9 protein-coding genes and 1 pseudogene are annotated in these 13,347 nt (G+C 54.1%); all 10 read right to left on the minus strand.

Annotated features, from left to right (window positions below; all coding sequences use genetic code 11):
* Positions 1-42 precede the first annotated feature (42 nt).
* The 10 genes and pseudogenes from ACQ86O_RS22640 to lolA all read right to left on the minus strand — a co-directional run bounded on the left by ACQ86O_RS22640 (position 43) and on the right by lolA (position 13,037).
* Positions 43-1,188, minus strand: coding sequence for an MFS transporter (locus ACQ86O_RS22640; protein ID WP_431222953.1), 1,146 nt, complete (start codon positions 1,186-1,188; stop codon positions 43-45).
* A 120-nt stretch (positions 1,189-1,308) separates the two neighbouring features.
* On the minus strand, positions 1,309-1,875 hold the full coding sequence (napF, locus tag ACQ86O_RS22645) for a ferredoxin-type protein NapF (protein ID WP_431222954.1): 567 nt from the start codon (positions 1,873-1,875) through the stop codon (positions 1,309-1,311).
* Positions 1,875-2,483, minus strand: coding sequence for a Tat proofreading chaperone DmsD (dmsD, locus tag ACQ86O_RS22650; RefSeq protein WP_431222955.1), 609 nt, complete (start codon positions 2,481-2,483; stop codon positions 1,875-1,877). Before dmsD ends, napF begins: the two co-directional genes overlap by 1 nt.
* 47 nt (positions 2,484-2,530) lie before the next feature.
* Positions 2,531-3,389: pseudogene (locus ACQ86O_RS22655) on the minus strand (dimethyl sulfoxide reductase anchor subunit family protein).
* A gap of 1 nt (position 3,390) precedes the next feature.
* Positions 3,391-4,008, minus strand: coding sequence for a DMSO/selenate family reductase complex B subunit (locus ACQ86O_RS22660; RefSeq protein WP_431222956.1), 618 nt, complete (start codon positions 4,006-4,008; stop codon positions 3,391-3,393).
* Between the two features lie 10 nt (positions 4,009-4,018).
* Positions 4,019-6,463, minus strand: a complete 2,445-nt coding sequence (gene dmsA, locus ACQ86O_RS22665; protein WP_431222957.1) for a dimethylsulfoxide reductase subunit A — start codon at positions 6,461-6,463, stop codon at positions 4,019-4,021.
* 225 nt (positions 6,464-6,688) lie between these two features.
* Entirely contained in the window at positions 6,689-9,139 is a 2,451-nt protein-coding gene (ynfE, locus tag ACQ86O_RS22670; RefSeq protein WP_431222958.1) for a selenate/tellurate reductase subunit YnfE, read from the minus strand.
* Between the two features lie 533 nt (positions 9,140-9,672).
* Positions 9,673-10,965: a serine--tRNA ligase gene (serS, locus tag ACQ86O_RS22675; RefSeq protein WP_431222959.1), complete on the minus strand. Its 1,293-nt coding sequence runs from the start codon at positions 10,963-10,965 to the stop codon at positions 9,673-9,675.
* Positions 10,966-11,074: 109 nt separating this feature from the next.
* Positions 11,075-12,418 carry a replication-associated recombination protein A gene (locus ACQ86O_RS22680; RefSeq protein ID WP_431222960.1) on the minus strand — a complete coding sequence of 448 codons (1,344 nt, stop codon included), beginning with the start codon at positions 12,416-12,418 and terminating at the stop codon, positions 11,075-11,077.
* Positions 12,419-12,425: 7 nt separating this feature from the next.
* Complete coding sequence (gene lolA / locus ACQ86O_RS22685) at positions 12,426-13,037, minus strand: outer membrane lipoprotein chaperone LolA (protein ID WP_431222961.1); 612 nt, start codon at positions 13,035-13,037, stop codon at positions 12,426-12,428.
* Positions 13,038-13,347 lie beyond the last annotated feature (310 nt).

Raw genomic sequence — 13,347 nt, forward strand, 5'->3', positions numbered from 1 at the left:
TTGACTCAAAAAACCCGGCGAACCTGCCGGGTTTTGTGTTTATCAGGCTGTCGCCACTGGCGTGTGATGATGGTCCGGTTTTTTCAGCAGCATCACCAGATAAACCAATGCCACTGCGGCAATCATCACAAACAGTAAACGATCGGAGTAGTTCTGCATCAGCATCGAGGTCATCGATGGGCCCAGCAGGCTACCGATGGTGTAGCTCATCAACAACGCCTGGTTCATCGCCACCAGCTCATGCGGTAACACCTTTTCGCAAGCCCAGGACATGGCCACCGGATACAGGGTAAAACCGGCACAGCCAAGAATAAACAGCGATGGAGCCATGGCATAGTTTCCCAACATCGCGATGCTGGCAAGGATCACCACAAAGACCTGGATCCGCAGCACCAGCAGGCGGCCATAGCGGTCAGCCAAGCGCCCGATTGGCCACTGCCCAACAATACCTGAACTGACCAGCAGCGCCATCCAGTAACCCACGTTGGCATCGCTCATCCCTTGATGGGCCAAATAAAGCGGCATCAGGCCATACAGCGAGCCCAAAACTATTCCCGAGATAATGCAGCCGTTAATCCCCAGCTTGGCACCACGGCGCTTGAACATCAGCCAGACCGAGGCGTGTTGCGGCTCATCATCCTGATGGTTCACCCGCGCAAACAGCATTGGCAGCATGGCGGCCATCACAATGGCAGTAACCCACGGCACCACGTCCAACAGTTCGGTGGAAACCATCCCCAGCAACAGTTGCCCTGCCACGGTTCCCAGATAATAAACCATCATATATGCCGCCAGCAGTTGGCCACGGTTGCTCAGATTGCCGCTGCGCAATAGCGCGCTTTCTACGATAACCCAGATCCAGGAGCAACCGACTCCGGCAAAGAAGCGCCAGCCAATCCAGCTCCAGAAGTCCAAAGACAGCACCATTCCCACGGTGGCCAGGGCAAAAACCAGGCAGGCAAGATGGTAACTGCGGGTAAAGCCAATGCGTTTGATCAGTTTACCCGCAACCAAAGTTCCCACCAGGTTGCCGGTAAAATACGAGGAACTGACTACGCCCACTTGCCAGGTCGGCAAGGTGGCATGGGTTAACCAAAGGGGAACCAGAGTATTCAAAACGGCAATCGAAACCGTAAGCAATAACAAGCCGCAGAGCAGCAGAAGCACTGGGCGGGAATATGCGGACATAGTGAAATTGAAACCGAACACACAAAGAGAGTGCGCGCATCATGCCACTGGCGATAAAAAAGTCAATCGGCGCTTAACGGGCGATCGCACAATATGTTCAGTCTGGTTTTAAAGGCAGGCTCAAAGCCGTTCTGGCAAGGATTTTTCACCGGATGGCAACAGCGCGATATGCCCGTGGAAACAGGATAATTTGCAAAGCCCGCAACCATTGCATAGCTCGTCATCACAGTGCAACTGGCGAACTCCGCTATCGGTAAGGTGAAAAGCCAATGCCTGCTGTGGGCAATTGATAGTACACATTCGGCAGCTATTCTGCCGCCCCAGGCAACTGGGGCTAATTTGTGGGCGCAGCAGCGTATCGCAGGGCATTCTGTCGCGTAGCGCGCCTGTTTGGCAAGCGGCGGTACATTTCAGGCAGGAGTCGCATTCGGTGAAATCAATACTCAAGGCGGCCTTGCCCTGTTCGAGACTTAATAAACCATAAGGGCAACTGCCCACACAATTGCCACAGCCATCGCACAATGCGCTGAACAAGGCCTCCGGCAAAGCCTGAGGTGGGCGAGCTACCGCGGATAATGGCAAAACCGGGGCTTGCTGCCCCGGTGTGTCGTTGCCGCGTTCCCGCCAACCAGTCAGCAACCTGCGCCGGCTGCTGCCTTGCGAAGTGAGCTGCTGGTCGTTTTTCATCAGAAATACAGTTCCAAAGTCGCCACTGGGGTCGGGCACTCTGCCGCCCAACCTGCCAACGTGATTTGTGCCAACTGAGCGACCCCTTGATAGAAAGGATGCCCGGCATGTTGCTCTAACAGTTCCAGATAACGCGGTGCCCAAGGCAGCAAGTGTTGAGCAAGCAAGCCGGAAATCATCTTATGCTGTTTCTCTTCTGCCAACCAGGCAGCCATCATCAGCAAGGTGCCAATGTGATCTTCCGGCTCATTTTGCTCGCGCTGCGCTTCGATGGTATTGACCCGCAGCCACTGGCGTAAACGCAGTGTCGAATCACCAAACAGTACGCTTTCCCTATCCAGGTAGACTGAACCCCAAGGTGGCGCAGGTAAGGCATACGGGCCAACGAACAGGCGTTGATAAGCCTCTTCCAGCGATTCTGCGTGTTCCCCTGACAGGCCTTCAGCGATCAACGCTGCCGCCTGCTCACCGCCTTCATACGGCCATTCCACCAGCCATTGCGGATCTGCCAGAGAGGCCAGTAAGGGTTGGCACTCTTTGCTTTGCGGCGGGGCATACAGTAAAACACCCAGCACACGGCCGGTTAACGCGATTTTATCAAGCATCATAACTTGGGCTTCTCCAGGGGCGCAGCAAGCTGCGCCCAGTTTAAACATTAGCCAGCCACGGCCATGCCAACGGTCATATGCAAGCCGTAGAATACGCCACGGCCAATCAACTCACCGGCAAAGACTAGCACAAAGCCCAAGGTCAACCCCATTACACTCGTGTTACCCCGGCGCAACTGCGGACAAATCCAGCAACCCAGGCCGAGAGTCAGCAATACCAACCGCCATACCATCAACTGGCCATATTCCGGGATCAGTGCCGAAGCCTGCTGTACCGAACTGCTGATGGTGGCCAGTTCAGCGCCTTGCAACAGCGCCGAGCATAGACTCAGCAACAAGGCCAGCACGCTGATCATCATCAGTTGCACGCGGCCAGAAACTTCCAGACCAGCAGCTCTCAGCAGCAGTACGCCCAACAGCGGCCCGCCGATCAGCACCGACAAGAAGAAGTTCAGGGTGGTATAACCGTTATGCCAGGTTGGCACGGTATCGATTTGATAAACGCGCGTCATGGCATAGACAAACAGCAGGCCCAGCACCATGGTGACCACCAGCCAGGCTTTACCCAACCCCTGAGGCATTTTCTTCAGAACCGCCAGCAACCAGTACAGCCCCCACCGCAAAGAACAGTGAACCGCTGGCGATTTCGTTACTCAACGCCGAATCACCGATGCGATTCAGTGAGTTAAATGCCCGTATCGGCGTCCCCAGGTGCATCACAGAGGCAATAAACGCAATCCCCATCAGCAACCACAGGAAAAACATAGAACCGTGCACCGCCTTGCTCTGGCGATCGGTCAAATTACCGGCGATTAACGCCAGCCCCATTACAATCACGCCGCCCACCACAAACTGCCCTAACACGGTGAACACCATCAGCGGCCATTCATGCCATCCCGTTCCCATTTTAAACCTCCTTCGGATTGGCCAGATGGCCAGTAGTGTCACCACTCGGGCGGCTGTTGGCATTAGGTTTCAGCACAATGCACGGTTTGGTGAAATGGGCTGCCGGTAACGGTGCCACTTGTGCCAAAGTCCCATGCTGTTTGCGCAGTTCCTCGATCGGGCCAAAATCCAACGCTCGCAGTGGGCAAGACTCGACACAGACCGGTTTCTTACCCTCTGCTACGCGTTCATAGCAGCCATCACACTTGGTCATGTGCCCTTTTGCTTCATTATACTGTGGCGCACCGTACGGGCAGGCCATATGGCAATAACGGCAACCGATGCAGACTTCTTCGTTCACCACCACAAAGCCGTCTTCCCGCTTATGCATTGCACCGCTTGGGCACACTTTGGTACAAGCCGGGTCTTCACAGTGGTTGCAGGCGATCGACAGATAATAGGCAAACACGTTCTGGTGCCAGCTATCGCCGTCTTTCTGCCAGTCACCACCGGCATATTCATAAATGCGGCGGAAACTGACGTCCGGCGTCAGGTTCTTATAGTCCTTACACGCCAGCTCGCAGGTTTTGCAGCCGGTGCAACGACTTGAATCGATATAGAATCCATATTGCGTAGTCATCAGCTACTCCTTAAAGTTTGGCGACCTGTACCAGGTTGGTATGAGAAGGGTTACCTTTGGCAAGCGGCGACGGGCGCTGAGTCGTCAGGACGTTAATGCTGCCAGCGTGGTCGATACGGCTACCATCCGGCGCGTACCAGGCACCTTCCCCTAATGCAACAACCCCCGGCAACATACGCGGTGTTACCTTGGCGTTAATTCTTACTTCACCCCGATCGTTGTAAATCCGGATCAGATCGCCGTTGGCGATCCCACGCGAGTCGGCATCAATCGGGTTGATCCACATCTCCTGGCGGCAAGAGGCTTTCAGCACGTCAACGTTGCCATAGGTGGAGTGGGTTCTGGCTTTATAATGGAAGCCGGTCATCTGCAGCGGATACTTGTCGCTTAACGGATCCTCGTGGCTTTCGAAACCTACTGCATAAACCGGTAGTGGATGGATAACGTCGTCCTTCTCCAGCTCCCAGGTAGCCGCCAATTCCGCCAGTTGAGCAGAGTAGATCTCAATCTTGCCGGAAGGGGTGCTCAGCGGGTTGGCTTGAGGATCGGTGCGGAATGCCTTGTAAGCCACATGGTGGCCATCAGGATCGCGCTGTTTGAAGATCCCCTGCTGAAGGAACTGCTCATATTCAGGCAGCGCCGGGATTTTCTCGCGGGATTGCTGATAAAGGTGGCGCAGCCACTCTTCCTGCGTGCGTCCTTCGGTGAATGCCTGCTCAACCCCCATACGGCGGGCGATCTCGCTGGTCATGTCGTAAATGTTCTTGCACTCAAAACGCGGTTTGATCGCCTGGTCGGCAAAGATGACGTAGCCCATATTGCCGCTGGAAGCATCCAGGCAGAAATCGCGTTGTTCCGATGCCGTGCAATCTGGCAACACCAAATCGGCATATTTCGCTGAAGAGGTCATATGGTTATCAATCACCACGATCATTTCGCATTTCTTCTCGTCCTGCAGAATGTCGTGGGTGCGGTTGATATCCGAGTGCTGGTTAATCAGGCAGTTACTGGCATAGTTCCAGACAAATTTGATGGGGACATCCAGCTTGTCTTTACCCTGCACACCGTCACGTTTGGCGGTCATTTCCGGCCCGCGTAAAATGGCATCGGTCCACAGGAACATGGAGATACTGGTTTTCACCGGGTTTTCCAGCGTTGGCATACGGACAAACGGTAAACCGTAAGACCCTTCGCGAGCACCGCTGTTACCCCCATTGACACCGACGTTACCGGTAAGGATTGGTAACATGGCGATGGCGCGTGAAGTCAGTTCTCCGTTAGCCTGGCGCTGCGGCCCCCACCCCTGGCAAATATAGGCCGGTTTGGTACTGCCGATTTCGCGGGCCAGTTTGATGATACGATCGGCCGGAATACCGGTAATTTTGGAGGCCCAATCTGGCGTTTTCGCAATGCCATCATCCCCTTGCCCAAGAATGTACGCCTTGTAATGCCCGTTGGCGGGTGCGCCTGCCGGCAGAGTCTTCTCGTCGTAGCCGACGCAGAACTTATCCAGGAAGGGTTGATCGACCCAATTCTCGGTGATCAGCACATGGGCCAAACCGGCAACCAGTGCCGCATCGGTACCTGGTCGGATCGGGATCCACTCATCTTCCCTGCCAGCCGCGGTATCGGTGTAACGCGGATCGATAACAATCATTCGCGCATTCGACCGCTCGCGGGCCTGCTCCAGCAGATAGGTCACCCCGCCCCCGCTCATGCGGGTTTCGCCCGGGTTATTGCCGAACATCACCACCAGTTTACTGTTTTCGATATCCGTCGGGCTGTTGCCGTCGGCCCAACCGCCGTAGGTGTAATTCAGCCCCATGGCAATCTGTGCGGTGCTGTAGTCACCGTAGTGGTTAAGATAGCCGCCACAGCAGTTCATCAGGCGGGCAATCAGCGTAGAGCCAGGTGGCCAGGAGCGGGTGATCGTGCCGCCCAGCGTTCCGGTGCCATAGTTCAGGTAAATGGCTTCGTTACCATAATCTTTGATTATGCGCTGCAGGTTGTCGCCGATCAGCGTGAAGGCTTCATCCCAACTGATGCGTTTGAATTTACCTTCACCCCGCTTACCCACACGCAACATCGGATATTTCAGGCGGTCTGGGTTATATACGCGGCGGCGCATCGAACGCCCACGCAGGCAGGCACGAACCTGATGCAACTCGGCATACTCATCATTGCCGGTATTATCGCTTTCAACATATTTTATCTCGCCATCGACAACGTGCATCCGTAACGGGCAGCGGCTGCCACAGTTAACGGTGCAGGCACTCCATACGACTTTCTCTTGGGGTTGAGCTGTCGCTGACGGGTCTTCGGCGCGGGCAGTACGGCTAAATGGCAGAGAAACTCCACCAACCGCAAATGCAAGCCCGCCAATGGCACTGTTCTTAACCAGCTTTCGCCTGGAACACTGTAGGCCGGACAGTGGTTTTTTTGGGGAATCACTCATAATGGTTTCGCTCTGGGTTGCTTAAATCAGCCAGTGATCGTGGCAATAAAAATACAATCAACTTAATCAACCATGCCAATGACGGCTTGGTTTCGAATGAACAGGAAAATTTATTTTTGTTATGGCCTGCCCTCGGTGAAACTATCCTCCAAAAGAGGTAGTTCCACTTTGTTCACAATCAATAAATGGTTGATATAAATAGGTTTATTGATAATGATTTTCATTTCATATTTTTTCGATCTCGATCAGATTGGTATGCTGCGGGTTACCTTTCGCCAACGGTGATGGCCGATGGGTGGTAAGGGTATTTACGCAGGCACCGTGATCGATACGATCGCCATTCATATTGGCCTGGTGCCATGATCCCTGCCCCATCGCCGCCACCCCTGGCATGATGCGTGGTGTAACCTTGGCGGCCACGCGCACTTCACCGCGCGCATTGAATACCCGCACCGTTTCACCGCTGGTGATACCCCGTTGCTGGGCATCAAGCGGATTGAGCCAAACCTCCTGCGGGCAAGCGGCTTGCAGCACATCAATATTGGCGTAGCTGGAGTGTGTCCGGGCCTTGTAGTGGAAGCCGAACATTTGCAGCGGGTAAGTCTTGCGCAGGGGATCATCCCAACCTTCAAAGGTTGAGGCATAGATGGGTAAAGGGTTGATGGTTTCGTCTTTCTCCAGCACCCAGCTATTGGCAATATCCGCCAGTTTGGCCGAATAGATTTCAATCTTTCCTGAAGGCGTTTTCAGAGGGTTGGCTGCCGGGTCTTCACGGAACTTTTTATAGGCGACAAAATGCCCGTTCGGATCTTTACGCTTATAAATTCCCATCTTGCGCAAGGCGTCATAGGTAGGCAACTGGGGGTCTTTTTCCAGCATTTTAGTGTAAAGGTATTGCAGCCACTGTTCTTGGGTACGGCCTTCGGTGAATTTCTCATGCACCTGCGGCCCAAGACGGCGTGCGACCTCACTCATCACTTCATAAATAGGTTTGCGCTCAAACTTGGCAGATGTGGCTGGCTGAATAAAGATCAGATATCCCATATTGCCAGCAGAATCGTTCGGAATAATATCCTCCTGCTCAACCGTCATCAGATCCGGCAGCAGAATATCGGCGTATTTCGCCGAAGAGGTCATAAAGTTTTCCAGCACCACAATCATTTCGCATTGAGAATCGTCCTGCAGAATGTCGTGAGTTTTATTGATATCAGAATGCTGGTTGGTGATGGTATTACCGGCGTAGTTCCAGATGAATTTGATGGGCACATCCAGCTTGTCTTTCCCGCGCACGCCATCACGCCTGGCAGTCATCTCCGGGCCACGCGTAATGGCATCGGTCCAGGTAAAGACTGAAATCTGGGTTTTTACCGGGTTTTCCAGCACCGGCATCCGCTCAATGGTGATGGTATAGGTTGATTCGCGGGCGCCGCTGTTACCGCCATTGATGCCTACATTGCCGGTGAGGATTGGCAGCATCGCAATGGCACGAGAGGTGAGCTCGCCATTGGCCTGGCGCTGCGGCCCCCACCCCTGGGAAATATAAGCTGGTTTTGCGCTGCCGATTTCGCGCGCCAGTTTGATGATGCGATCGGCCGGGATACCGGTGATTTTTGAAGCCCACTGCGGGGTTTTCTCAACGCCATCGTCACCCTGACCCAAAATATAGGCTTTGTAGTGACCATTAGCGGGCGCACCAGCCGGTAAGGTTTTCTCGTCATAACCGACACAGTATTTATCCAAAAATGGCTGATCGACCAGCCCCTCGGCGATCAGCACATGTGCCAACCCGGCGACTAAAGCCGCATCGGTACCTGGCCGGATAGGGATCCATTCATCTTCTCGACCGGCTGCTGTATCCGTATAGCGCGGATCGATGACAATCATCCGTGCATTAGAACGCTCGCGTGCCTGCTCCAGGAAATAGGTGATCCCGCCACCACTCATGCGGGTTTCCGCAGGGTTGTTACCGAACAACACCACCAGTTTGCTGTTTTCGATATCAGAGGTGCTGTTGCCCTCATTGCTGCCATAGGTATAAGGCATGGCGCAGGCAATCTGGGCGGTGCTGTAAGTGCCATAGTGGCTGAGGAAACCGCCGTAGCAGTTCATCAGGCGGGCAACCAGGGAAGCATAAGGCGAGGAGCGGGTAATATTGCCGCCAACGATGCCGGAGGTGTAGTTAATGTATACCGCCTCGTTACCGTATTTTTCTACAATACGCTGCAGGTTGCTGACAATTTCGCTGTAGGCTTCTTCCCAACTGATGCGTTTGAACTTCCCTTCTCCCCGTTTGCCAACCCGCTTCATCGGGTAATTCAAACGTTCAGGGTGGTTCATGCGACGGCGAATGGAGCGACCACGCAAACAGGCACGCACCTGATGGTCGCCATAGACATCGTCCCCGGTATTATCGGTTTCGACCCAGTAAACCTCATCGTCCCGCACATGTAACCGCAAGGCACAACGGCTGCCGCAGTTAACCGAACAGGCCCCCCACACGACTTTATCCGATGGCGTTTTTTGCACCGCTACGCCCACCGTTTCCGCTAGCGCATGGCGACTGAAAGGCAGAGAAAAACTGCCAGCGGCCAGTGCCAGGCCCGCGACCGTACTGGATTTCACCAATGTGCGACGGCTTATACCGGTAGAGGATGTTGCAGATTTATTGTTCGACATAGCTCACTCCAGGTTTTGCCCTCAAAGAGGGAAAAGTCATAAGGAGGAAGCTAAAAAAGACAGGTCGTATGGTCAGCGTAAATCCCCCTCCATAAGCTGAATGTTACTCAGAAGGAGGTAGGAAACTTTGTCTGCTATCAATAAATCGAACTTTCATTCGTAAATGAAAATTATTCAAACGAAAAAAACGCCCGTAGGCACTTGCGATAACACTTATCCCCTATGAATTTTGAACTGGCCGCTCAAGCGCATCCATGCTCCCGCAGCATTTTCCGCTCTGCACAGCACACCCAGGCACCCGGCTCAGCGTACTTCAGTCAGTGGCTAGAATAACCATTCTGTCGGGACAAATCGGCCAGCAACCGATGTGAATACCGCCAGCGGCAGCCCGTTGGGGCAATCACAACAACATGATTTATAAAGGATTTACACGCTGTGAACAGCGACCCTGTGAGGAGGGCGAAACCCACGAATGGGTTTCGCAATAGCAGATAACTACGCTGCAGCCTGAAAGGCGACGGGCAGGATCCTGATTAACCGATATATTCCAGTCCGCCCATATAAGGACGTAATACTTCCGGCACCTGAATACGGCCATCAGCCTGCTGATAGTTTTCCAGCACCGCGACCAGAGTACGGCCAACGGCCAGGCCGGAACCGTTCAGCGTATGCACCAGGCGTGGTTTTTTGTCGGTCTTGCTGCGGCAACGGGCCTGCATGCGACGAGACTGGAAATCCCACATATTGGAACAGGAAGAGATCTCACGATAGGTATTCTGCGCAGGCAGCCACACTTCCAGATCGTAGGTTTTGCAGGCACCAAAGCCGATATCACCGGTGCATAACAGCACCTTACGATAGGGCAGATTCAGCAACTGCAGCACTTTCTCCGCATGGCCAGTCAACTCTTCCAGCGCATTCATGGAGTCTTCCGGGCGCACGATCTGCACCATTTCCACTTTATCGAACTGGTGCATACGGATCAGGCCACGGGTGTCACGCCCATAAGAACCGGCTTCAGAACGGAAGCATGGCGTATGCGCGGTCATGCGCAGTGGCAGCGCTTCTTCATCAAGGATCTCGTCACGCACCAGGTTGGTTACGGGCACCTCGGCTGTCGGGATCAGGGCATAGTTGCTGCTTTCTGATTCCTCTTCCAGCGGTTTGGTGTGGAACAGGTCTTCACCAAACTTTGGCAACTGGCCAGTACCGTACAACGTGGCATGGTTCACCAGATACGGCACGTAAGTTTCCAGATACCCATGCTTTTCAGTGTGCAGATCGAGCATAAACTGGGCTAACGCACGGTGCATACGGGCCATCTGGCCTTTCATTACCACAAAGCGCGCGCCGGTCAGTTTCACTGCGGCGGCAAAATCCAGACCGCCAGCCATTTCACCCAGCTCAACGTGGTCACGCACCGGGAAATCGTACTGACGTGGTTCACCCCAGCGGCTGACTTCCAGGTTTTCGCTATCGTCTTTGCCATCCGGTACTGCATCATCGGGCAGGTTTGGCATTACCAGCGCGTACTCACGGATCTCGTTCTGCAGTTTGTCCAGTGCGGCCTTGGCAGCATCCAGCTTTTCACCCAGCTCGTTCACTTCGCGACGCAGTGGCTCGATATCTTCACCGCGCGCTTTAGCCGCGCCGATGGATTTCGATCGGGAGTTACGTTCTGCCTGCAGTGTCTCAGTTTCTACCTGCAGAACCTTACGGCGTTCTTCTTGTGAACGCAGCAGATCCAGATCGAGTTTAAAGCCTCTGCGAGCCAGTTTTACGGCGACTGCGTCTAGCTCATTACGCAGCAGATTGGGATCGAGCATGCTAATCCTGTGCTTGTTGTTATTGAAAGAGAAATTGTTGTTCTACGCGGCACGGGTAAAGCCGCATAAAAAGAATGTGATACCCGCTAACCTTACCGCAACGGCAACGCTAGCGGTAGCGTTTTGTCTGGCTATTTTGATCCTGCCCAGCCAGCCATGCCAACTTTTCGCCGATTTTACCTTCCAGCCCGCGCGAGGTCGGATGATAATAGCGAGTGGTAGCCATTTCCGGCGGGAAATAGTTCTCTCCAGCCGCATAAGCATTGGGTTCGTCATGGGCGTAGCGGTATTCTGCGCCAAGCCCCATTTCTTTCATCAATTTGGTTGGTGCATTACGCAGGTGTTCCGGCACATCATAATCCGCCATCTCTTTGGCATCACGCATGGCGGCCTTAAAGGCGGTGTAAACCGCGTTACTCTTCGGCGCGCAGGCCAGGTAGACGATCGCCTGAGCAATAGCGCGCTCACCTTCCGCCGGGCCAACACGCGTAAAACAATCCCAGGCGGCGATGGCAACTTGCATGCCGCGAGGATCGGCGTTACCCACATCCTCCGAGGCTATCGCCAGCAAGCGGCGGGCTACATACAACGGATCGCCCCCGGCGGTAATAATACGCGCATACCAATACAAGGCGGCATCCGGGGCAGAACCACGCACCGACTTATGCAGTGCAGAAATCAGATCGTAATAGCGATCGCCTTTATTATCAAAACGCGCACTGCGTTCACCCGAGACTTCCTTGAGCAACTCGGGGGTTAACACCCGCATGCCTTGGCCGTCAATTTCCGCCATATCAGCCATCATCTCAAGGCTGTTCAATGCGCGACGGGCATCGCCCCCCACCAGTTCCGACAACATGCGCCGGGTTTCTGGTGGCAATTCTATATTCTGGCCGCCGAAACCCCGCCCCTGGTCCTGCATCGCCTGATCCAGTACCTGGCTGATATCTTCAGCCGTCAACGCTTTCAGCAGATAGACACGAGCACGGGAAAGCAGTGCCGAATTCAATTCAAAGGAGGGGTTTTCCGTGGTGGCACCGATAAAGGTGATGGTGCCATCTTCAATATGCGGCAGAAAAGCATCCTGCTGGCTCTTATTGAAACGGTGGACTTCATCAACAAACAAAATAGTACGACGGCCAGCATCGCGGTTTTGTCGTGCGCGCTCGATAGCTTCGCGGATCTCCTTGATGCCGGAGGTCACGGCAGAAATCCGCTCTACATCGGCCTGACCATAACGGCCAATCAACTCTGCCAGCGTCGTTTTCCCCGTCCCCGGCGGCCCCCACAGGATCATCGAGTGCAGTTGCCCGGCTTCTATGGCACGAGGCAAAGGCTTGCCCGGAGCCAGCAGATGCTGCTGGCCGATATACTGTGCAAGCGTTGTCGGCCGCATACGCGCGGCCAACGGCTGGAATTCGTTATGGGAAAAATCGAGTGACATGTTACTCACGTAAACCTCACTGGCGCTGGTCGTCCAGCGTCACCCCCTTCGGTGGGGTAAATTTGAATTTGGCAGCATCGACGCTGGTGTTTTGCTGGCTCTTCAACTGATAAGCACTACGTTGGCCATCTTGCTCAACCGCGGCGAAACTCTTGATGGTGCCGCTATTGGTCACCGTGATCGCGAACTGCTTCAGGTTACCGCTACTGGTCTTTGGCGTCAGCTCAAAGTCATCACCTTTCTGCTTAACGTTGTACTTCTTCCAATCGTTGGCATCATTGCGAGTGATCAGCATAAAAGGCGTATTGCCGGTCGCATTTTTCAGCCAGGTTGCCGTCACCTGCTCAACGAAAGGATTGTAGAACCACAGGGTTTCGCCATCGGAAACCAGCACGCTCTCGTCTGGCGAGGTCATGTGCCAGTTAAACAGATTAGGACGCTTAACCCACAGCTCACCTTCCCCTTCCTGCACCGCAGCGCCGTCACTGCTGGTCACCGATTGGGAGAAACTGGCATGGAAGCTGTTCACTTTCGCCAGACGACCTTGCAGATCCTGCGCGGCATCTGCCAGCACTGAAGTGGATGCGAATCCCGAAAGCAGACAACAGGCAACTAACAGTTTTTTCATGATTCCAGATACCTTATGAAATGCATTTACCGCAAGGCCAAGCCTTGCGCGACACAATAAGCTGAACGGCTCCCACTCTACCCGAAGCCCTGAACTGGCAACCAGAGCACTATTCCGATAAAAGCAGGGGTTTACGCTTCTTTGCATAAGGGCGCTGCGCGGCCCTTAAAATACGTTTATACCCTATGGATTTCGAGTTACAGCCAGGCACCACAAGCTATCTTATCCCCAGTTACCTCAGTAAGTGACTGGGGTGGTAAAGCTGTCAGGTGCAAATCGGCCGGAACCGAACAGATTTGAACACTGTGAA

It is taken from the genome of Serratia sp. L9, from assembly GCF_050632285.1.
Classification (GTDB): domain Bacteria; phylum Pseudomonadota; class Gammaproteobacteria; order Enterobacterales; family Enterobacteriaceae; genus Chania.